The 21974-nt window shown below is 54.1% G+C and carries 21 protein-coding genes; 15 read left to right on the top strand and 6 right to left on the bottom strand.

Annotation, left to right across the window (positions count from 1 at the left end; genetic code table 11):
• Positions 1-116: 116 nt before the first annotated feature.
• Together DNI29_RS10120 and DNI29_RS10125 are read right to left on the bottom strand one after the other, a co-directional pair.
• On the bottom strand, positions 117-2015 hold the full coding sequence (locus DNI29_RS10120) for an ABC-F family ATP-binding cassette domain-containing protein (RefSeq protein WP_110977989.1): 1899 nt from the start codon (positions 2013-2015) through the stop codon (positions 117-119).
• A 183-nt stretch (positions 2016-2198) separates the two neighbouring features.
• Complete coding sequence (locus DNI29_RS10125; RefSeq protein ID WP_110977990.1) at positions 2199-2432, bottom strand: hypothetical protein; 234 nt, start codon at positions 2430-2432, stop codon at positions 2199-2201.
• 149 nt (positions 2433-2581) lie between these two features.
• Between DNI29_RS10125 and murI the strand changes: the two genes are divergently transcribed.
• The 12 genes from murI to DNI29_RS10185 all read left to right on the top strand — a co-directional run bounded on the left by murI (position 2582) and on the right by DNI29_RS10185 (position 16420).
• Positions 2582-3412 carry a glutamate racemase gene (murI, locus tag DNI29_RS10130; RefSeq protein ID WP_110977991.1) on the top strand — a complete coding sequence of 277 codons (831 nt, stop codon included), beginning with the start codon at positions 2582-2584 and terminating at the stop codon, positions 3410-3412.
• Between the two features lie 42 nt (positions 3413-3454).
• Positions 3455-4153, top strand: a complete 699-nt coding sequence (locus tag DNI29_RS10135) for a Cj0371 family chemotaxis-regulating polar lipoprotein (protein ID WP_110977992.1) — start codon at positions 3455-3457, stop codon at positions 4151-4153.
• Between the two features lie 75 nt (positions 4154-4228).
• Positions 4229-5413 (top strand): glutathionylspermidine synthase family protein, encoded by a 1185-nt coding sequence (locus DNI29_RS10140; protein WP_110977993.1) that lies wholly within the window; start codon positions 4229-4231, stop codon positions 5411-5413.
• 299 nt (positions 5414-5712) lie between these two features.
• Positions 5713-6321 carry a CsgE family curli-type amyloid fiber assembly protein gene (locus DNI29_RS10145; protein WP_110977994.1) on the top strand — a complete coding sequence of 203 codons (609 nt, stop codon included), beginning with the start codon at positions 5713-5715 and terminating at the stop codon, positions 6319-6321.
• 28 nt (positions 6322-6349) lie between these two features.
• Entirely contained in the window at positions 6350-6772 is a 423-nt protein-coding gene (locus tag DNI29_RS10150; protein ID WP_110977995.1) for a curli assembly protein CsgF, read from the top strand.
• A gap of 21 nt (positions 6773-6793) precedes the next feature.
• Positions 6794-8206, top strand: coding sequence for a CsgG/HfaB family protein (locus DNI29_RS10155; RefSeq protein ID WP_110977996.1), 1413 nt, complete (start codon positions 6794-6796; stop codon positions 8204-8206).
• Positions 8207-8398: 192 nt separating this feature from the next.
• A complete protein-coding gene (locus DNI29_RS10160; protein WP_110977997.1) occupies positions 8399-9625 on the top strand; it encodes a hypothetical protein in 1227 nt (408 codons plus the stop codon).
• Between the two features lie 226 nt (positions 9626-9851).
• Positions 9852-10391 carry a hypothetical protein gene (locus DNI29_RS10165; protein ID WP_110977998.1) on the top strand — a complete coding sequence of 180 codons (540 nt, stop codon included), beginning with the start codon at positions 9852-9854 and terminating at the stop codon, positions 10389-10391.
• A 146-nt stretch (positions 10392-10537) separates the two neighbouring features.
• The gene (csgH, locus tag DNI29_RS10170; RefSeq protein WP_123823200.1) at positions 10538-10882 is read left to right on the top strand and encodes a curli-like amyloid fiber formation chaperone CsgH; all 345 of its coding nucleotides are present in this window, start codon (positions 10538-10540) and stop codon (positions 10880-10882) included.
• A 45-nt stretch (positions 10883-10927) separates the two neighbouring features.
• Positions 10928-12460 (top strand): carboxypeptidase-like regulatory domain-containing protein, encoded by a 1533-nt coding sequence (locus DNI29_RS10175; RefSeq protein WP_110978000.1) that lies wholly within the window; start codon positions 10928-10930, stop codon positions 12458-12460.
• Positions 12461-13461: 1001 nt separating this feature from the next.
• Positions 13462-15849 (top strand): T9SS type A sorting domain-containing protein, encoded by a 2388-nt coding sequence (locus DNI29_RS10180; RefSeq protein WP_162303572.1) that lies wholly within the window; start codon positions 13462-13464, stop codon positions 15847-15849.
• 298 nt (positions 15850-16147) lie between these two features.
• A complete protein-coding gene (locus DNI29_RS10185; protein WP_110978002.1) occupies positions 16148-16420 on the top strand; it encodes a hypothetical protein in 273 nt (90 codons plus the stop codon).
• Between the two features lie 78 nt (positions 16421-16498).
• Here DNI29_RS10185 and DNI29_RS10190 read toward each other — a convergent pair whose 3' ends face one another.
• The 4 genes from DNI29_RS10190 to DNI29_RS10205 form a co-directional block, all read right to left on the bottom strand.
• Positions 16499-16825 (bottom strand): HesB/IscA family protein, encoded by a 327-nt coding sequence (locus DNI29_RS10190; RefSeq protein WP_110978003.1) that lies wholly within the window; start codon positions 16823-16825, stop codon positions 16499-16501.
• Positions 16826-16917: 92 nt separating this feature from the next.
• Positions 16918-17328 (bottom strand): hypothetical protein, encoded by a 411-nt coding sequence (locus DNI29_RS10195; RefSeq protein WP_110978004.1) that lies wholly within the window; start codon positions 17326-17328, stop codon positions 16918-16920.
• Positions 17329-17421: 93 nt separating this feature from the next.
• Positions 17422-17838, bottom strand: coding sequence for a Fe-S cluster assembly scaffold IscU (iscU, locus tag DNI29_RS10200; RefSeq protein WP_054412183.1), 417 nt, complete (start codon positions 17836-17838; stop codon positions 17422-17424).
• Positions 17839-17933: 95 nt separating this feature from the next.
• Positions 17934-19148, bottom strand: a complete 1215-nt coding sequence (locus tag DNI29_RS10205; protein WP_110978005.1) for an IscS subfamily cysteine desulfurase — start codon at positions 19146-19148, stop codon at positions 17934-17936.
• 155 nt (positions 19149-19303) lie between these two features.
• Here DNI29_RS10205 and mce point away from each other — a divergent pair, with 155 nt between their 5' ends.
• The 3 genes from mce to DNI29_RS10220 all read left to right on the top strand — a co-directional run bounded on the left by mce (position 19304) and on the right by DNI29_RS10220 (position 21832).
• Positions 19304-19708, top strand: a complete 405-nt coding sequence (gene mce, locus DNI29_RS10210; RefSeq protein WP_110978006.1) for a methylmalonyl-CoA epimerase — start codon at positions 19304-19306, stop codon at positions 19706-19708.
• Between the two features lie 86 nt (positions 19709-19794).
• On the top strand, positions 19795-20376 hold the full coding sequence (locus tag DNI29_RS10215; protein WP_110978007.1) for an L-threonylcarbamoyladenylate synthase: 582 nt from the start codon (positions 19795-19797) through the stop codon (positions 20374-20376).
• Positions 20377-20416: 40 nt separating this feature from the next.
• Positions 20417-21832: a CCA tRNA nucleotidyltransferase gene (locus DNI29_RS10220; protein ID WP_110978008.1), complete on the top strand. Its 1416-nt coding sequence runs from the start codon at positions 20417-20419 to the stop codon at positions 21830-21832.
• Positions 21833-21974 lie beyond the last annotated feature (142 nt).

Below are 21974 nucleotides of genomic sequence, written 5' to 3' on the forward strand. Positions count from 1 at the left end.
CGGCTGCATTAAGTTAGAGGACAAGCAGAATACTACCCGGCTACAACGCCCGAATGCCCGACAAAAGCATAGCTTCTGCCGGGCATTCGGTACTTAATAGTCAGGTTTACGTGGCGCTACACAAACTCAGCCAGCTCCAGCCACCGTTCCCCTTTGGTATCCAGGTCCTGGTCGGTGCGCTTGAGCTGGGCGGCCCAGTCGGCTAGCTCCTGGTGGGAGCCGGTGCCGGAGTTGAGCTTTTCAATGAGTTGCTGCTTGAGGGTTTCCAGCTGCTCCAGCTCCTTCTCCAGTGTTTCGTATTCTTTCTTTTCCGCGAAGGTAGCCTTGCGCTTGGCCGGGTTGGGCGCCGCCGCGGGGGTAGGCGGTGCGGCCACCGGCGCCGCCGATACCGTGCCTTTGGGCGGACGGGCAGCTGTTTCGGCATCTTGCTCCTTCTGCCACTCGCGGTAGTCGGTGTAGTTGCCGGGGAACTGCCGGATTTTACCACCCGGTTCCAGCGCAAACACCTGCTCCACCAGCGCATCCATAAAGTACCGGTCGTGCGACACGATAATCAGGCAGCCCTGGAAGTTGAGCAGGAAGTCTTCCAGAATGTTAAGCGTGATGATGTCGAGGTCGTTGGTCGGTTCGTCAAGAATCAGGAAGTTCGGATTCTTGATGAGCACGCGCAGCAACTGCAACCGGCGCTTTTCGCCCCCGCTGAGCTTGCTGACCAAGGTGTACTGCTGGGCCGGCGGAAACTGGAAGTGCTGTAGAAACTGCGAGGCCGTCACCTGGCTGCCATCGGCCATTTCTACTACCTCCGCTACCTCCTTCACAATGTCAATAACGCGCTGCGAAGGGTCAAAGTCCAGCTCCGTTTGGGTGTAGTAGCCGAATACCGTGGTCTGACCGGCATCTACTACCCCCGAGTCGGGCGCGAGCTTACCCGTGAGCATGTTCAGCAGCGTGGATTTGCCGGCCCCGTTGGGACCTACCAGCCCGATGCGGTCCTTTTTCTTGAACACGTAGCTGAAATCATCCAGCACCACCTTGCCGCCAAACTGCTTGTGCAGGTGCTCCACCTCAATGATTTTGCCACCCTGGCGCGTGGTTTTCACCGACAGCTCCATTTCCGGGCCTTTCACGCGGCCCTTGGCTTTCTCCTGGGTTTCGTAGAAAGCGTCGATGCGGGCTTTTTGCTTGGTGCCGCGGGCCTGGGGCTGGCGGCGCATCCACTCCAGCTCCTTGCGCAGCAGGTTGCGGGCCTTTTCCACCTCGGCGGTTTCCATTTGCTCCCGCTCCGATTTTTTCTCCACGAAGTACGAGTAGTTGCCTTGGTAGCGGTGCACGCGCCCCTGGTCCAGCTCCACAATTTCGTTGGCTACCTTGTCCAGGAAATACCGGTCGTGGGTTACCATCAGCAGGGTGAGGGTAGGGGAAGCCAGCCGGTTTTCCAGCCACTCAATGGTAGCCAGATCCAGGTGGTTGGTGGGCTCGTCGAGAATCAGCACGTCGGGTTCCTCAATGAGCACGCGGGCCAGAGCCACGCGCTTGCGCTGCCCGCCCGAGAGCTTGCTAACGGGCCGCTCCAGCAAGTCGCCCAGGATGCCCAGGCGCCCCAGAATTTGTTTTACCTGCGCGTCGTAGTCCCAGGCATTATAGGTGTCCATCAGCTCCATTACCCGCTGCAAGTCGGCGGGGGAGTGGTTGGGGTCATTCACAACGTGCTCGTAGTCGCGGATGGCGGCCAGGGTATCGTTTTGGCTGGCGAAGATGGTTTGCTCCACGTTCAGCGACTCATCGAACACCGGCTGCTGCCCCAGGAAGGACACGCGGATGTCTTTGCGCACGCTCACCTCGCCCGTGTCGGGCGGCTCTAAACCGGCCAGAATGCGCAGCAAGGTGGTTTTGCCCGAGCCGTTGATGCCCACCAGCGCTACGCGCTGCCCCTGTTGCAGCCCGAAGTTTAACTCCCGGAACAGCCACCGGTCGGCGTAATTTTTCGAAAGATTCTCAGCAGAAAGCAGATTCATACCACAAAGGTACGAGAAGGCGAAATGGGGAGAAGGTGAAATTGTGCGTTTGACGTTGGGCTGACGCCGAGGGGTAGGCTACCGGAGAGGGACGCCGGTAGAAAGCCTACCCCTCAAAACCGTTTGAAACCCTGCTGAGCCTCTGAGGAAAGTTGGTCTGTGAGAACAGTAAACTCTCCGTTTCTATATCACCCGCACCCGGTCGCGGTTGGTGTCGTCGCGCAGAATTTCCAGGCCCCGATAGGCCAGGGGGCGCCCGGTGTTATGGGTCAGCGAGCCGCCATCGGCGTACAAGTGGGCTACATCGAGTACCAGCTGGGTGTATTTCCGCTCTCCCAGCTCAATGGCAACGGGGCGGCCTTGGCTGGAGTCGAAGGTGGCCAGGGCCTGGTCAATTTCTTCCAGAATTCTACTCATAGCGCGGGGTCGGGAACAAGTGAAGGCAGGAAATATAAAAACTTGTGGGGAGTGTCCTAGTCTGCCGAGGCATTATTCTGCGGTTGCCTATGGCTTCCGAACCGAGTGGTGCGCTCTGGGCTGCGTAACACTCGTACCTTCGCGGTGCTATGGCACAACCTTCTTCTGATGTAACCACGCGCCCCATTGGCGTTTTCGACAGCGGCATTGGCGGCCTAACGGTGGCGCGCGCCGTAAACCGGGTACTACCCCACGAGCGCCTTATTTACTTCGGCGACACGGCCCACCTGCCGTACGGCGACAAAAGCACGGCTGCTATTCAGGCCTACTCAGTTAAAATCTGCGACCTGCTGCTGAAACAGCAGTGCAAGGTTATCCTGATTGCGTGTAACTCGGCTTCCGCGGCGGCTTACGAGCTAGTGCGCGAGTACGTGGGCTCTAAGGCCCGGGTGCTTAACGTCATCGACCCTATTGTGGCGCATGTGGGGCAGCAGTACGTGGGCCGGACGGTTGGGCTCATCGGTACCAAGCAAACTGTCAACAGCAATGTGTACCGCAAAAAGATTGACGACCTCGATGCTGGCGTGCAGCTGCGCAGCCTGGCTACCCCGCTGCTGGTGCCCATGATTGAGGAAGGCTTCTTCGAGAATAATATCAGCGAAAACATCATCCAGGCCTACCTCACCAACCCAGAGCTGGCCGATATTGACGCTCTGGTGCTGGGCTGCACCCACTACCCCCTTATTAAGGAGCAAATCGGCGCGTTCTACCACGGCCGGACCGAGGTGCTGGATGCGTCTGATGTGGTAGCGGCGCATGTGCAGCGCTACCTTACCGAAAATAACCTGGCCGCTCAACCCGGCAGTACCCCGCCGGCGCATCACTTCTACGTGTCTGATTTTACCCGATCTTTCGAGGAGAGTACGCGTATTTTCTTTGGTCAGGAAGTGCACTTGGAACACTACCCCCTCTGGGAGTAGCCAACCTGCGCTACCTAGTTTTCCACCGATATAGCTTCAGCCATGAATAAACCCTACTACCAACTCGGCGACTGGCGGCGCAATGTGCTGCTGGTTGCAGCGGCCACCAGCCTGGGCCTGTTGCTCCCTTCCTGCTCCGACAACTCTTCCTCCAACCAAGCCCAGACTACGGAAGGCGACTGGGGCAACGCTGCCGACTCTTACTCGGAGGGTGTTATTACGGAGATGACCGAGGTGAAGCCCGGTGAGTGGAAAATCACGGCGGAGCGCCCCGCCGGCAAAGAGGAGGTAGCCGCTGTACTGCACCACTTCGATGGCAAGGTGGATACCCTGCAGGGCCAGGCCCTGCAGCGGCAAATGCAGGAGTACACCCGCGTAAACCCAGAAAACCGGGTAGGAGGCACCAGCATGATGGACATACTCATGTGGGGTGGCATTGGCTACATGGCCGGTCGCTTCCTGACGCCTAATGTAGGAGCCTACGCCAACCCTGGCCTGATACAGCAAAACAACGGCTGGCGTGCCCGCGTTGCCGATGAGCGGGACCGGGGTAGGGGCTTCTTCGGGCGAGGCTTTTCGGGTAGCCGCACTTCCCCTGCATCATCTGGCATTCGGCCTAGTTCTACCGTCACGCGCAGCACTGGCTACGGCCGGAGCAGCATCCGGAGCAGTGCCCCTAGTTCCGGCCGTAGCTCGGGCTTCGGGAGCCGTGGGGGCGGTATGCGCGGGTTTGGGGGGTAGGGCAGAGGCCACCTCCTCCGTAAAAGGCTGGCCCGGTGTGGCCCGCTGAACCTGGTAATTTTGCTTAGCGCTTTCATGCAACATTCCATTCAGTTAGTACCGCTTGCCGGCAACGTAGAGCCCGCCATTCGCAATTTGGGCTGGGATTGGGCCGTGGAAGAAGCCTGCCAGAACTATGTCGCCCGCGAGGCTGTGCAGTTACCCGAAGCCACCGCCGATGAGCTGTTGCAAGCGGCCGATACCCTCTACGATATGCTGGTGCAGAGCATTCCGGACCCGATTCCCGATGCCTTGCTGCAGGAGCTGTTCATTCCAGAGAATCTGTGGGAAGCCGTGCGCCACTCCTGGAACGATGAGCGGCACTGGCACCTGTACGGCCGCTTTGACCTGGCCCACACGCCCGATGGCCCCAAGCTGATCGAGTTCAACGCTGATACCGCCACCAGCCTGCCCGAAACCGCCGTGATGCAGTGGGCCAGCCTGGTAGCCGCCGGTATGGCCGATGAAGACCGCCAAGCCAACGGGCTGTTTGAGGGGTTGCAAAACCAGCTCGGCCAGTGGCTGGAGCTGAACTCCGATCTGGAGCCTACCCTGTTGTTAGTTCATCTGCCCGATAGCGCCGAAGATGCCACAAACTGTTCCGTAGTAGCTGAAGCCGCTCTGGAAGCTGGCTTCACCCAGGTGCACGTTTGCTCCGTAGATGCCATGCAGGTGGCCACCCAGGGCGAAGAGCGCGGGGTCTGGGCCCAAACCGGCCCCGAGGAATGGCAGCGCTTTGGCTTCCTGTTTAAGCTAGTGCCTTGGGAGCTGCTGGCCGATGAGGAGCCTGACCTAACCCGCGACCTGACAGAGTTGTTGCGCAGCCGCGACGTAATTATTGCCAATCCGGCCTATACGCTGCTGTTCCAAAGCAAAGCTATTCTGGCTTGGCTTTGGCGCTGCTTTCCGCACCACCCGCTGTTGCTCGAAACAAGCCGCGCGGAGTTGGCGGGCCATCAGGTTCGTAAGCCAGTGCTGGGCCGCGAGGGGCAGGATGTAGCGGAGATGGGCGGGCCTACCCCTCTGCCTACCCCCGAACCCGGCGACTATGCCGAGCAACCCCATATTTACCAGCGCTTCGCTCAGTTGCCCACCGATGCGGAGCAGCGGCTGTACCAGGCTGGGGTGTTCTGGTCGGGTAGCGCCTGCGCCATTGGGTTTCGGCGCGAAGCCGGGGTAATTACCAATCTTTCAGAGTTTGTACCCCACGTCATACAGTAGCGCCTAGGCAGTAGGCTTTGTATATGCCTGACTGACTTGTTCTAATATTTAATAACAAAAAGCCCTTGCTAGAGCAGCAAGGGCTTTTTGTTGTATTCTTAGATAGCCTGGACTTAGTGGGCAAGCTTGTATTATTTTGATATAATTATATAAAAAAGAAGATTTATTGCAATATTGTATTCAATCACTTGTATTATTTTAGTAAATATTTACATTTATGCCGTCTAGCTATTTCTGCTGCTATAAACGCAGAATATAGTTTTACTCAGCTTCCTCACTAGTTCCTATTCTGCTTTGCTATGGCTACCACACCTAAGCCGCCACCGCCGCGCCAATCACCTAAACCTATCTTTTGGTGGCGTCCTTGGATGATGGCCTTAGGCTGCTGGGCGTTTTTCTGCCTGCTATCTGCCGCCGCGTCGGCCCAGGGCACCAAACCGGCCGCTAAGCCTAAGGTTCAGAAGGAGTCGGAGGGGGCACCCTTACCAGCTAAAAAGCTGGAAGAGGCGCTGCAACTGCTGCTGAAAGCTACCTCCGATTCAAGCCAGAACCGCCAGCGCCGCCAGTTCCGGCCTACTGAAATCGAAGGACTGGTAATGGACCAGACGATTACCAAAGTAGGGCACGACTTCTACGACGAATTCTTTACCAAATGGGACCCGCCCGCTGACATGGGCGACTACACCATTGTCATCCGCGAAAAGCCGGCCCGCGGCACCAGCACCCTGATTTCGGTAGAGGTGAATGACAATGAGCTACTGGAGCTACCCCTGCAGCCACGGGCCGAAGTCATTGAGGAAATGGCCGCCTATGCCTTAGATGCAGCAGTTGGGTTTCTGCAGCAGGCCCGCAGCCAAAGCAACCAGCTTGAGAAAGCCGCCGATGACCCCGGCACCGAAGTATTCTGACCCCTGATAGCTCTCAATTCCCACTCGTATGAAAAAACCATTCCTCCTCGCTTTATTCGCTTTGCTTATCGGTGGCTACAGTGCCAAGGCCCAGGACTTTACGTACAAGGCAAAAAACCCGGCCTTTGGCGGTGATACCTTCAATTACCAGTGGCTGCAAAGTTCTGCTACTGCCCAGAACGACACCAAAGACCCCAACGCCGTAAACACCTCGCGTGAGCGTGACCCCCTGCAGCAATTCCAGGAAAGCCTGAATCAGCAGATTTTGGGGCAGCTGGCCCAGAAGCTGGTTGGCAACAAATTCGGCAACGCCAACGACCCCTTGCGGCCGGGCAACTACAACGTGGGCAACTATCAGATTGGCGTGACGCCCAGCGGCGGTGGCTTTGTAATCCGCATAACCGATACCACCACGGGCGGCCAGACAACCATTACAGTACCAGGTATCTAATAGCTATAGTCTTCAGCGAGTATGGTTAATTCTACTTTTCTGCAAACAAGCCGGGGTTTGCTTTTTGCTCTTGCGTTGGGGCTTAGCGGCTGTGCTCCTTATCTGCACCAGCCCATTGCCGATGAGCGGGCCCGGCTTGGCGCCGAAATTCAGGGTAACGCTACCCTGCGCAGCCTGCCTGAACCCAAGGAGCGCATCGTAGTAGCCGTGTATAAGTTCCGCGACCAGACGGGCCAATACAAACCCACTGAGAACGGGGCCAGCTTTTCAACTGCCGTTACCCAGGGCGCTACTAGCATCCTGTTGCGGGCGCTGGAAGAGTCGAAATGGTTTAACCCCATTGAGCGCGAAAACCTGGGTAACCTGCTGAATGAGCGCAAGATTATCCGCTCAACCCGAGCGGAATACTCCCAGATGACGGGCCGGCCAGAGCCCGCGCTACCTTCTCTGCTGTTCGCGGGCGTTATCCTGGAAGGCGGTATCATTTCTTACGACTCCAATATCCTGACTGGTGGGGCGGGCATCCGCTACTTTGGAGCCGGGGGTAGTGGGCAATACCGTCAAGACCGGGTAACCGTGTACCTGCGGGCCATTAGCACTAGCACTGGCGAGATTCTGAAAACAGTTTACACCACCAAAACCATCCTCTCGCAGCAGGTAGATGCCAGCCTGTTCCGTTTCGTGAAATTCCAGCGGCTCCTGGAAGCTGAAACTGGTTTCACATACAATGAGCCCACGGAAATTGCCGTGAAGGATGCCATTGAGAAATCAGTGCAGTCGTTGGTGTTTGAGGGGTTGCGAGAGCGGCTCTGGGCCCCACGCTATGCCAACGAAGCCACAGATAAAGCAGTGGCTGCCTATTATCAGGAGAAAAGTGAAAACCAGGAAATTGACGTGCTGGGCCGGGTACAGCGGGAGCGGCGCGGTACGCTGGGCATCACGCTGAGCGCTGCCACTGTGCGCTACTCCGGTGACCTGAGCAACCCGAAGTTCCGGCCGGGAGGGCAGGTAGGGTTACAGTATCAGCCGGGGGGTAGTGGGCACTGGGCCACCCTTGCTAACGTGGGCCGGTTTGAACTAGGCGCCAGCGACACCTACCGGCAAACCTTTACTTATGCGGAGCTTGGGGTGCAGTACCGTCTTTACCCTCGCGACCCCATAACGCCCTTGCTACTGCTCGGCGGCGGAGCTACTACCCCCAACAGCTCCACCAGCAATGCTCCTCGGGTACTGCCTCACGTATTTGCCGGGGCTGGGTTTGAGTATCTCCTAACCAACCGATTGTCTATCCATGCGCTCGTCGATAATCATTACTATTTCTCTGATCAGCTGGATGGCCTGAAGCGCGGGCGCTACAACGACTTTTATTGGGCCGGGCGCGGTGGAATTACTTGGTACATAGGCAACAACAAAACAAAAACGATTAATAGGTAGTATTGAATTATATCAATAAAAAATTTAAATAATTATTTATACATATGCTTGACTTTTAACTATACATAGTTATTTTTGTACAGTTCCTCCGGAAGGGATAGTAGTTGATAGTAAAAATTATAAAGTAGGCTAGCGATTATGCTAGTGACCGGCACTCCTGTTCGCATACCCCACCTTTACTAACCCACCATCATGAAAAAGTACACCTTTTTTGTAGCAGCTCTGCTGGCTACCGGTACCGCTTTTGCCCAAGGCAACACCAACACTTCCACCACCTACGGCTCAAGCAACGTAATTAGTGTAGCGCAGATAGGAAGCGGTAACCAAGCTACCTCAACGCAAGGCCAGAGCAATGCTGCTACAAACAGCAACCGAATTGAGCAGACACAATCGGGCACCAATGGGATGGTGAGTGCCACCCAAAAAGGCTTGCCCACTGGTGGTAGCTCCAATGGCAATAGCTCCGCAAATGCGAATGGTGGCAATAACCGCTCGTATCAAATCCAGTCGGGCTTGCGCAACAAAGCCACCACGGTACAGAGCGACAACATCACATATGATGGGAACAACGAAGCTCGTCAAACTCAGCTTTTTGGTACCGATAACCAGGCTTCCTCAACGCAGCTGAGCAACAACAACTATTCAAGCCAGACCCAAACGGGTGGCCTGCGTAACAGAGCTTCTGTTGAGCAGAATGCTGAATATCAGCCAGTGCCTGCTGGTGTAACACCTGGTAACCAAGCTGTTCAGGTGCAAACGTTAGGCACCGACAATGCAGTTAGTGCTCGCCAATATGGCGACGGCAACGTCAGCAGCCAAGCACAAACCGGAGGAGCCCGCAACACTGCCAGCGTAGATCAGGTAGGAGCATCACGAGTAAACAATAACGATGCTTTCCAGGCGCAAACGAGTGTGTTTGACTCCCGAGCTACTATCAGCCAAACCAACGACCGCAACGAAGCCACTCAACTGCAGAGTGCAGGTAGTCGTCAAGTAGCTTCCGCTACCCAATCTGGTACGGATAACACGTCTTACCAAGTACAGTTCGGCGACGACCAAACGGCCACGGTTATGCAGTCCTCTAACCGGAACGTTGCATCTCAAGGCCAGGCAGGTAGCTTCAACAGAGCTTACACTGATCAGCGGGGTAGTGGCTGGGGTGAGGCTACCCAGATTCAGAACGGTGTTGGTGCAGGTTCTGCCAGCAACGTAGCCTACATTATGCAGGATGGCTCGGGTACCAGTGCAGCGCGTATGAACGTTTCGACACAAACTCAGAGCGGCCGCGACAACTTGGCTCAAAACGCCCAGGGCTCTTACGGTAACACTAACACACAAACGCAAGTGGGCACCGGGAACACAGCTACCTCGTTCCAGAATGCTACCATTAGCTCTTTCCCCGCTGCTGGACAACGCTAACACTTAGGCCGTTAGAAGGCACGATAAAGGCACCTCACAGACAGCAATGTTTGTGAGGTGTTATGCTTTCTACCATAAGAGGTTGGTTTATATGCTATTTGTCTTATTTGAATAAATATTTGCAAGATATTTTAGATAGTTCAATAATAGGTTTATATTTATGAGAGGAATAATCCTGCCTATAGCTATCATTTTCCCGATTTGTTTAACTTCTTCTCTTTGACAAATGAAAACGAATCAGAGGCTGATTTTTGTGCTCGGCCTGCTCGGTATAAGTACCGTGTATGAGGCTGCAGCACAGAGTGATAAGCAAGAGGGTTCTCCTAAAACGGAAAAGGAGCTGGTTGAACAGTTAGGTGGTGTCAGGCCATTGTTGTCCCTAAGCACTACCTTACCTTCAAACGCCGTAAACCAGTCAGTGCTGGAGCAGCAAGGGCGAAACAATGTTGGCCAAATTGTACAAATCGGCCAGAGCCTGCGTACCAGCATTGTGCAGGTAGGGCAGGGCAATATTGCCTATAGCACCTTGGAAGGGCAGGGCACTACCTCCGAAATTGTTCAACAGGGCAATGAAAACCGGCTGGAGCAACAACTCACAGATGCAGGCCGCCGGTATTTCTCTGTGGAGCAATTAGGCAACCACAACGAGCTGCGCCAATCTGAGTCGGGCAGCAGCCTCACGTATCCTACCGGATATGGGATTAAAATGGAAGGCAACGGCATTAAGCTGGAGATTAAGCAGGGGGTAGCCGGAAGTTTGCCCTAACCATTTTCCGAAACGTGGTCAGGAGTGCCAGACTATCGGCACTCCTGACTGCACTTGGTTTTCTTCTGTCACCTGTTGCTTTACTACCCCTTTCCGGCGCGCCTATGGTATGTCTCTACCCCCTGGGATCTTTTCTGCTCCTGCTATTGCCCACGTCTTCCTATCCTGAGCAAGCAGGCTATCAGGCCTACCTAGAAGTCCGGCAACAGCCGGATCAGTTGGTTGTAACCGGACACTGCCGCAGCACCGATGCCCGGCCTGCTGTCCTCCGCTACGAGTTCTTACTCGCTAAACAAGGCCCGTCGGGCACCAGTCGTAATCTGCAATCCGGCAATGTAGAGGTAGGAGCCGGGGAGCATAAGCTGCTCTCCCAAACCAGCCTGAACGCAACACCCGCCGATAGCTACCGCATTCGGCTGCGTTTGCTAACTACCCAGGGGGTAGTACTAGCCGAAGATTCATTGGTGCAGATTGCTGCCATCCGCCCCTAGTTTCCGCTCTTTTCGTCTGCCTTTTCCTTCCCACCTACTACCCCTATGATGAGCTTGATTCGCTCGGTTACCCGCTGGCTGTTGATGGTGCTGCTTGTCCAAATTATTTCATCTTGTGAAGAAGATACCGTAGAGCCGGCTGGCGCGGGTTCTGTGGAGGGCACCGTGTTGGATGCCCGCACCAATGCCCCCGTGGCCAGTGCGGTAGTTACCACCAACCCCGCTACCTCATCTTACACCACCGATGCCGAGGGGAAATTCACACTAACCAATATCGAATCAGGTAAATATGCGCTGGCGATACGCAAAGCTGGCTATTCCACTGAGAACGTAAACATCACAGTAGGGCAAAGTGGGCCTACCGTTGTGAAAGTGGTGCTAACCAAGGACAACGCAGCCAACCTACGCCCGAATGCCCCATCTTCTCCCACTCCCGCCGATAAGGCCGTAAACCAGCCCGCCAACCAACTGACGTTGCGGTGGCGCGTTTCGGACCCCGATGGCAAAAGCGACTCGTTGCGCAGCGACGTGGTCCTGTACGAAAGCAACTCCGTTGACCGCCGTCAGCTGCTCACCAACTCCCGCGACACTTCTGCCACGGTAAGTGGCCTGAAATATAATACTATCTACTTCTGGCAGGTTAGCGTGCGTGACCAGGCCGGCGAACTAGTGCGGGGTGACGTCTGGAGCTTCCAGACTCGCGCGCAGCCGGACAACCGCTACCTGTTCACCCGTGAGGAAAATGGAAACACCGATATCTACTCCTCCGATGAGACCGGTGCCAACTTACAACGACTAACTACCTCGCCCTTCATCGAAACGGCGCCGCAGCTGAGCCCAAACCGCGACCGGGTAGCCTATACCTCCAACGCAACCGGCCAGTTCCAGATTTATACCATGAACCGGGATGGTTCTGATGCGCGCCAGGTAACGTTGCTGCCCGTGGATGGCTACTTCAACCAAGGAATAGGTTACCGTTGGTCGCCCGACGGGGCCCAGCTGATTTACAGTAGCTACAACAAGCTCTACCGCATCAACCGCGACGGTACCGGCCTGACCTTGCTCGCTACAGCCCCCACCGACCGCCATTTCCGGGAATGCGACTGGACTGCGCAGGGCAACCGCATTGTAGTGCAAACGGTAGGCGTAAGCATCTATGACTCGGAGCTGTATCTGCTCAATACCGACGGCTCTAATGCGATGCTGCTGGTAGGCAACTTGCCGGGCCGCCTCGATTCTCCTTCGTTCAGCGTAGACGGCCGCCGCGTAATGTATACCCGCGACGTAGATGGCTTTGATGATGGCACTGGGCGGCAGTTGAACGCTCACATATTCACCCAAAACCTAGATGGCAGCGGACTCCTGGACGTATCTGCCGGGCAAGGCGGCACCAGTGGAACTACCAAGCCTAACGGGTTTAATGATGTAATGCCCCGTTACGCCCCCGACGGATCAAAAATCATCTTTGTTCAGATAAACAATGTGAGTCGTTCTACCCCAGATGTTTACACCATGGACCTAGATGGGCGTAGCAGAGCACGATTGTTCCAAAACGCAGCACTGCCTGACTGGAAATAACCAATAGCGTATTTACAAGTTAAAGGGAGCCCAACCTCAAAGTATGGCTCCCTTTTTATGTCAAAGAAATGATAATTGACATTCTTGATGAATCACCTGTCTCAAGCATAGAAATACACCGAATTTTAGACAAGCAACGCAATAAAGTATAACAATTGTCGTATTTGAATATTTATATACAAAGTGTTCAGGAAAGACGGAAAGGTTACTTTTTCCATGAATCCGGATAATGTATGTCAAATCTGATTTCAAATAGGAGTAACTTTATGGTCGAGTATGAAAGCACGTAATACCCACATCATTTTCATCTTTTCAAAGAGTATCCATGCTATACATGCAAAAATGGCATGAATTATGAATATCAGCGCGCTTATGTTTAATAAGTTTGTATTGGATTTGTTACATACGATCATCGAAAAATAGTAATCTTATTACGAGGCATCACCGTATGTGACCCTGAATGAACGCACCTAATAGTTCAGCTAACTCATAAAACACATTTCACACAGTTTTCTTTTGCAAACCTACTCTTTCCATAAATCATGAAAAACAAATACTTGGGCAACCATGAGCCGAGCCGGTTAGGCCGATTGTGGTTTTTTCTCGTGATGGTTTTGTTGGCTTTGCCCTTTATTGGGCAGGCTCAAGAAATTACCTTAGAAAGTCCCGATGGAACTGACTTTGGGAATGTTTACAATGGAGACCAGTCACGGCCAAAAACTTTCACGTTTGTGGCGTCTGGCTTTACTCCCAGATCAAACGTCTCAATCAACCTTGGAGGTGCATCAGGGGCAAATAACCGGTTTTTCGCTATTATAGACGGAACTGCTAGCAGAGGATCAATAACCTTAGGATCCACAGGTGAAGATGGGAGTCTTTCTGGAAGCTTTGTTATTCGATTCGAACCAAACGACCCCGCTCGTCCCTACAGTAGGAGCTTATCAGTCACAGTTACTGATAGCGATTCTGAAAGTGAGATTGGGACCGTAGTTTCCAACCAAATGACCTTAACTGGTAATGGTCTTGCGAAGACGCCCAACATTACTGTTAGCCCGAGCGGTCCTATCAACTTTAACAATCAGCTCAATGAAAGCTCGTCAGAGGCTCGGACGATTAATGTGTCGTCTATGTTCCTAACGAGCGGCGTTACGGTTACTGCTCCAAATGGCTTTGAGGTCAGCACGGATGGCAACACATATTCTACAAGCCTGACCATCCCGCAAGCTGCTACTAATGCTACGGGTGGTGCTAACATTCTACTGCGCTTTAGCCCCACGGTAGTGCAGTCGTACAGCGGTAACGTTACGTTTGCAAGCACGGGTGCTACTACCCGTAGCATAGCCGTTTCGGGTACTGCCATTCCTTCCGGCCCCTTCATCAACGTTAATCCTGCCACGCTGGCATTTGGTACAGTTACCACCAGCGGTTCTTCTCAGATTCTCACGTTTACCGTTGACGCTGGTAACCTGACGGCTCCGCTGGTTCTGACGCCTTCTAATCCTATCATTGAGTTGCGTGATCCTAACGCAGGCGGCAACTTCGTTAAAAGCATTACCATCAACCCAGCAGGTGGGACGGTTTCCAACCGTACTTTCCAGGTAAGACTGACTTCACCCGTCGCTATTGGGGAGTTTAATGGTACCATCACTGCCTCCAGCACAAGAGCTACGTCGCAGGTTATTACCGTTACGGCAAACAACGTATCAGGCAATACCTCTACTATCAACACTTCGCCAACTTTCGGAACGTTCTCAACTGTTCCAGGTATTGCTTCCGAACCCCAGCCGATGACAATATCAGGTACCAACCTGCTACAGGACATTACCGTACAGGTCCCCACCTACTTCCAGGTTTCGCTTGATCAGAAGTTTGCCGATGTTACTACTACCGGCAACTCTTTGGTACTGCGGCGAGTAGGCAATGACGTGCCTTCTACAACAGTGTATGTTCGCTTCCTACCCCCTTCAGCACTGTCAACCTCCGGGACGATCTTCATCTCAAGTGACCCCGCTGTTGCCCAAGGTCCTACAGTATCGGGCACGAGCCAGCCGTCAGTTGCTCTTAATAATAGCTTTGTTGAGGTAGCAAACGTTGTAATCAACACGACTTCAGCGTCGCAGGCTCTTACCCTTAACGCTCAGCGAGTACTTCAACCAGTTGTTATCACTAAGGCGTTAATTCAAAACGTAAGGTTGAACCCTGACAACACGGAACAGTTTGAACTGTCGCTGGATAACGTAACGTTCTCGAACTCACTGACGATAACTCCTAATCCAACTACGTACAGTATCAACCGTCCTATTTATGTTCGCTATAAGCCTACTTACTTGGGTAACGGAACATCAACGCTGCAATTCCAGAGCAACGACTTCGAGGTAAAAACGGCACAGTCTTTTGACCGCAACGCGCTTCTTTCAGGGAAAGCAATTGACGTAGAACCAGAGAAGCGCAATATTCCCACAGTAACTCGTAGCAACACTACGGCTAAAGTCACGTTCTCGCTGCCAGCTGATTATTTGGCTCAAGGCTATGGTGAGGGCCGTATAATTGTGGCTAGCACTAGCTCAACATTCCCTGCCAATGTGCGTCCCGCAGATGGTACCGCATATCAGACTAATAATCAGACTTATGGTCCTTCAAGTGAAAATAAGAATGTGATAGCGCCAGGTTATTATGTTGTTTACTCAGGCGCTAACCAGGAGGTAGAAGTAGGAGGTCTTGACATCGGTACTACCTACTACTTCTACACCTTTGAGTACAACAACATTAACCCTTTCCCCGCCATCCAAATCCCAGGTGCTGAGAACTACCTCTCGCCGCCTGTCCCGAACGTAATTCCAGGTATCGTTGCTCCGTCCCCGCTGCCCGTTACGTTGGTGTCCTTCGATGCCAAAGTACGCGGCAACCAAGTGGCGCTGACCTGGGTTACTGCCGCAGAGCTCAACAACAAAGGCTTTGAAGTTGAGCGTAGCCGCGACGGCCGCACGTTCGAGACCATTCTGTCTCGTGAGGGCAAAGGCACCACGTCTTCCCGCACTACTTACACTGCTGCTGATCAGAATCCGCTGACTGGTACTTCGTACTACCGCCTCAAGCAGGTTGACCTAGATGGCACTACCACTTTCAGCCAGCCGGTAGTAATCAACTTCCTCCGCAGCGGCGATATCAACATGTACCCCAACCCGGTTGAAGACTTCCTGACGATTGAGTTAGGTGGCACAACGGAAGGAGTACTTGCTACCATCGTTGACTCCAATGGTCGTGTGATTCGCAGCCAGAAGCTTGATGCAACCGGTAAGCTCGACATGACTAACCTGGGTGCCGGAACTTATCTAGTTACGATAGGCGAAGGCGATGCTAAAGTCACTCGCCGCATCGTGAAGAAGTAAGTTTCTTTGCCAAAGCAAAAGAGGGCGACCAACTGGTCGCCCTCTTTTTTTGTCCTTACTTGGACAAGGGATAAGCCACTTTACCTCATCCACACGGAAAGCCTACCCCTAACTTACTTTCAAGATCAAGAGGGGTAAGACATACTACTTGACTCGCCTTGCTTTCGGGCACTTCTGACCTTCTGCCTTTGGGCTATGGAAGGGGTAGGAGGAAAATAATGAAGATTAACTCAACTGTTTTTCTGGTTAGGGCAGTATAAGGCCAAATACTTTTCTCTGTTCTCTTTACTACCTCACCATGAAAACTTCACTGAAAAGCCTTCTAGTATTAGCAGCATTCGGCGCATTCGCCACAACTTCCTGCTCGGAGCAAACCAAGCAAAATGCTGAGGCAACCGCTGATAGCGCGGCTAATGACGTAAGCAATGCTACTGACGAAGCTGCCGCAACAGCTGACAACGCTGCTGATAATGTAAAAGCCGACATGGCTCCCGAGGCCGGTGATACGGCGGTGGTGCAGAATAAGGAAGCTGACAAGCTAGTGGAAGAAGTTCCTTCTAAGCAGCAGTAGATTTATAGCACCAACTAAAGAGAAAAGGCCACTTGCAACGCAGGTGGCCTTTTCTCTTTAGTTGGTGGCTCAACGAAGCTAAACAGAGAAACTCTCGCCGCAACCGCAGGTGCGGGAAGCGTTGGGGTTATCGAAGAAGAAGCCTTTGCCATTCAGCCCATCCGAAAAGTCAAGCTGGGTGCCGGCCAAGTAAAGGAAGCTCTTCATGTCTACGACTACTCGCACACCTTTATCTTCAAATTCCTGATCCATTGGCTTCACCTCGTTATCGAAGTCGAGCTTGTAGCTAAGGCCTGAGCAGCCGCCGCCGGCTACAGATGCCCGCAAACGATAGGTAGCATCTAGCTCAGCATCTTGCATGAGCTTTTCAACTTTCTCCTTGGCTTTGTCAGAAACGGTAATCATGGTCAAAAAGCTAATTCAGTCAATGGGCACAGTCGCCCAGAAGGAATGTCAGATATAGAACACCAAAGATACGCGCCTTGTTCAGAAAGATTCTAAGAACTGGGGTTCAAGACTACGCTAAACACAGTAATAGTTGTCAGGTCGCGGCCGAAGTATAGTTTATCGAGTGCCTCATAGACGTTGTGCGCCCGGAAATAGGAAGTTTGCAGTTCACGCTCACCGCGGGCCCGCCACTGAATCGTATAAGAGCTTTCCTCGTCGCGGTGGCGCTGCACGTAGGCCAGCATTTTGCGCAGGGCATCCAGCTTGTCGTAACCCGTTTCGTAACGAAACAGAAAGCTTTGATGGTGGCGCGGATTTACCGTAATCAGATCGAGGCGAGTTTGCCCATCCAACTGACGGAACTCGAAGAGAAGGTTGCCAGGGCTTAAACCGAGGTAGTCCTCAATTTGGCGCTGGATTCGGGCGCTTTCGACATGTACGTCGGAGGAATTGACGTCCATTGGATTAGAAGGGATAGGGGGTTATAAACAAATGAGTGATTAGAGGCCGCTTAGTACAGCCTCCAATCACTCACTTACTTACTAGCTCGCAGATTAGTGGTGCGATTTAGCTACTTCCAGTTCGGGCAACCCGTTCTTCACGCGGTAGTCGTTGATGGCCGACTTGATGGCGTCTTCAGCCAGTACCGAGCAGTGGATTTTTACGGGCGGCAAAGCCAGTTCCTCCACAATCTCCATGTTGTCGATGGCCAGGGCCTCGTCAACGGTCTTGCCTTTCAGCCACTCCGTTGCCAACGACGACGACGCAATAGCCGAGCCGCAGCCGAAGGTTTTGAATTTGGCGTCGGTGATGGTGTTCGTGGTTTCGTCCACCTCGATCTGCAGACGCATTACGTCGCCGCACTCAGGAGCACCTACCAGACCGGTACCTACGTTCTTTTTGCTTTTATCCAGCGTGCCCACGTTGCGGGGGTTGCTGTAATGGTCGATTACTTTATCGGAGTAAGCCATGGCTTTTGAGGAAATTAGATGTCAGATTTTAGAACTCAGAACCTAGACTGAACGCCAAATCTATAAGATTAGCGCTCAGTTCTAAGCTCTAAAAATTAATGCTCAGCCCACTCAATAGAGTTGAGGTCGATGCCTTCTTTGAACATCTCCCACAGTGGAGACATTTCGCGCAGCTTGGTTACGGCTTCTTTTACGTGGTTGATGGCGTAATCGATTTGCTCATCGGTGCTAAAGCGCGAAAGGCCGAAACGCAGGGAGCTGTGTGCCAAGTCGTCGCTGAGGCCTAGGGCCTTCAGTACGTAGGAGGGCTCCAGCGAAGCGGAAGTACAGGCCGAGCCGGACGATACGGCCAAGTCTTTCACGCCCATCATCAGGCCTTCACCCTCCACATATTTAAAGGAAATGTTGGCTACGTGGGGCAGACGGTGCTCCCGCGAACCGTTAACGTAGCTTTCTTCCAAGGTTAGTAGCTCACGCTCCAAACGGTCGCGCATGGTGGAAAGGCGCTGGGTATCGGCTTCCATTTCCTGCTTGCACAGCTCACAGGCTTTGCCGAGGCCTACAATGCCGGGCACGTTCAGGGTGCCAGAGCGCATGCCCCGCTCGTGTCCGCCACCGTCCATCTGGGCAGTTACTTTCACCCGTGGGTTTTTGCGACGCACGTACAGAGCGCCTACCCCTTTGGGACCGTACATCTTGTGGGCCGAGAAAGCCATCAGGTCAATGCCATCAGCAATAACGTCCACCGGGATTTTGCCTACTGCCTGAGTGCCGTCCGTCATGAACAGAGCGCCATGCTTGTGAGCAATTTTGGCAATTTCGCGGATGGGCTGAATGGTGCCGGTTTCGTTGTTGCCGTACATGATGGTCACCAGAATGGTTTCCGGGGTCATGGCAGCTTCCAACTCTTCCAGGCTGATGAGGCCTTCGGCGTTAACGGGCAGGTAGGTTACGCGGCCACCCAGCTTCTCAATGTGCTTGCAAGTATCAAGCACGGCTTTGTGCTCGGTGGTAGCCGTAATGATGTGGTTGCCTTTCTGCGAGTACATCTCGAAAACGCCCTTGATGCCGAGGTTATCGGATTCAGTGGCGCCCGAGGTGAAAATAATTTCTTTGGGGTCACAGTTAATCAGGCTGGCAATTTGCTCGCGGGCATAATCCACGGCTTCTTCGGCGGCCCAGCCGAAGGGGTGGTTGCGCGAGGCTGCATTGCCGAATACCTCGGTCAGGTACGGCATCATCGCCTCCAGAACACGTGGGTCGAGGGGCGTAGTAGCGTTGTTGTCGAGGTAAATAGGTAGCTTGAGCATGGCTCGGGGGTCTGGTTTCAGCGGAGAATCATTCGCAGGTAGAACACAAAAAACCAGCAACTGGTTTTACTTTCTTCCCACATTTGTGCTTGCAAAAGTAGAACAAATACAAAGAAGCCGCGCTATGTGGCTACCCCGCTTTTTCGATCAAACCCATGCTCACCAACCTTGAACACCTCGGCCTCGCCGTTAAAGATCTGGAAGCCGCTACGGCCCTGTACACTGTACTGCTGGGCCAGGAGCCTTATAAGCGGGAGCATGTAGCCTCTGAAGCCGTAGATACCGTGTTTTTTCAGGTGGGAGGCTCCAAGATTGAGCTGCTGGCTGGCACCTCGCCGGAAAGCGCCATTACGCGCTACCTCGACAAAAAGCCTGAAGGCATTCATCACGTGGCGTTCGAAGTGGATGACATCCGGGCGGAAATGGCGCGGCTGCGGGCCGAGGGCTTTGTGCTGCTAAATGAAGAGCCGAAGCAGGGTGCCGATAATAAGCTTGTATGCTTTGTACATCCTAAGTCGGCCAATGGTGTGCTGGTAGAGTTGTGCCAGTCTATTAAGTAAAACCCAGGGATGAAGACAAGGAGTATTGTCTTTGATAACCACCAGCGTCAGGGCCGATGAGCCGACGCTTACCAAGACATTGACCAATGAGTACGAAATTCTTTCGGGAAGAAGTAGAGGCAGCCGTGGATGCGCTGCTGATGCAGCAAGTAATTCTCTACCCCACCGACACAGTCTGGGGCCTGGGCTGCGACGCTGAGCTGCCGCGGGCTGTGGAGCAGGTATATAAGCTCAAGCAACGCCCCGCCGAAAAAGCCTGCATAGTATTGGTGGCCGATGAGCAGATGTTTGCCCGCTACGCCGAGGTAGTACCCCCAAACCTGCCGGAATTGCTGGCCTCCCAAACGCGCCCTACTACCTACGTAGTACCCGGCAGCCGGCACCTAGCTCCCAACCTGCTGGCCCCCGATGGCACCATTGGCCTGCGGGTGGTACTCACCGACGAGTTCTGCCAGAAGATAGTGCGTCGCCTGGGGCATGGGTTGGTTTCAACCTCGGCTAACCTGAGCGGTGAGCCTACCCCCGCCATTTTCTCCGAAGTAAACCCTGTGCTAGTGCGCAAGGCTGACTATGTGGCCCGCTGGCGGCAGGACGATGAAACCCGCTCGGCGCCCTCGCGGGTAGTGCGGGTGCTGCCCGATGGGGGAGTGGAAGTGCTGCGCGACTAAAGCCGGAGCCTGTACCTTTGCAGCACAACGTATTTTTCGCATGAATCAGCCTCAGTTACCTGCCCTTCCCTTATTCCAGACCATTGCCGAAGCTGCCGGTGAGCTAGGCTACCCCGCATATGTCATTGGAGGCTACGTGCGGGATTTGGCCCTGGGCCGCGAAAGCAAGGATGTGGATGTGGTATGCGTGGGCGACGGAATTGAGTTGGCGCAGGCAGTGGGCCGTAAGCTGCCAGGCCGGCCGCGTGTAACGGTGTTCAAGAACTTCGGGACGGCCATGCTCCCTACCCCCGAAATAGAGGTAGAGTTTGTGGGAGCCCGGAAGGAAAGCTACCGTGCCGAAAGCCGTAAGCCGGAGGTGGAAGCCGGCACGCTGGAAGAGGATCTGGCCCGCCGCGACTTCACCATTAATGCGTTGGGCTTAAGCCTGAACCCAGCTGATTTTGGCGCCCTCGTGGACCGCTACGACGGTATGGGCGACTTGCGGCGCAAGCTGATTCGGACTCCGCTCGACCCCGATATTACCTTTTCCGATGACCCGTTGCGCATGCTGCGTGCCATTCGGTTTGCTACCCAACTCGACTTCGACATTGAGCCCGATACATTTGATGCCCTGGCCCGCAACAAGGAGCGCATCAAGATTGTGTCGCAGGAGCGAATTACAACGGAGTTGAACAAGATCATTATGGCCCCGAAGCCCAGCTATGGCTTCAAGCTGCTGTTTCAGTGCGGGTTGCTGCAGCTCATCTTCCCGAAGATGGCCCAACTGCAGGGGGTAGAAAAGGTAGGTCAGCACGCCCACAAGGACAACTTCTACCACACCTTGCAGGTGCTGGACAATGTGGTGGCGGCCGGCGGCGACCTGTGGTTGCGCTGGGCAGCCATCCTCCACGACATCGCCAAGCCCGCCACCAAGCGCTACGACAAGCGCGTGGGGTGGACTTTTCATGGCCACGAAGACAAGGGCGCGCGCTGGGTGCCAGGCATTTTTACGGATCTGAAGCTGCCCCTGGGCGAGGAGATGCGCCAGGTGCAGAAGCTAGTGCGTCTGCACCTGCGGCCCATTGCCCTGGTGAAGGAAATCGTGACGGACTCGGCGGTGCGGCGGCTGCTGTTTGAAGCCGGCGACGACATTGACCGGCTGATGCTGCTCTGCCGCGCCGATATTACCAGCAAGGACCACCAGCGCGTGGCCCGCTACCTCCGCAACTTCGATGTGGTGGAGCAGAAGCTAAAAGAGGTGGAAGAGAAAGACCACCTGCGCAACTTCAAACCCGTCATTACCGGCGAAATCATCATGGAAACCTTCGGCCTGAAGCCTTCTCGGGAGGTAGGCGAGTTGAAGGAGGCGCTGCTGGAAGCTATTCTGGAAGGTAAAGTGCGCAACGAGTACGACGAGGCCTTTCCGCTACTGCTGGAGCTAGGCCAACGCAAGGGCCTCGAGGCAGTGAAATAGTGAGTTTGCCGCTTCGGTAGATCTAATGCATACTATCCTAAGAGACGACATATTATAAACCGAATTCGGTTAAAAGTGATAAAGGCTCAGCGGGGCCACACCCATCGTTAAACAATGGGTGTAGCCCCGCTGGGCTTTTGTG

Origin of the sequence: Hymenobacter sediminis (assembly GCF_003231285.1) — a bacterium.
Taxonomy (GTDB): domain Bacteria; phylum Bacteroidota; class Bacteroidia; order Cytophagales; family Hymenobacteraceae; genus Hymenobacter; species Hymenobacter sediminis.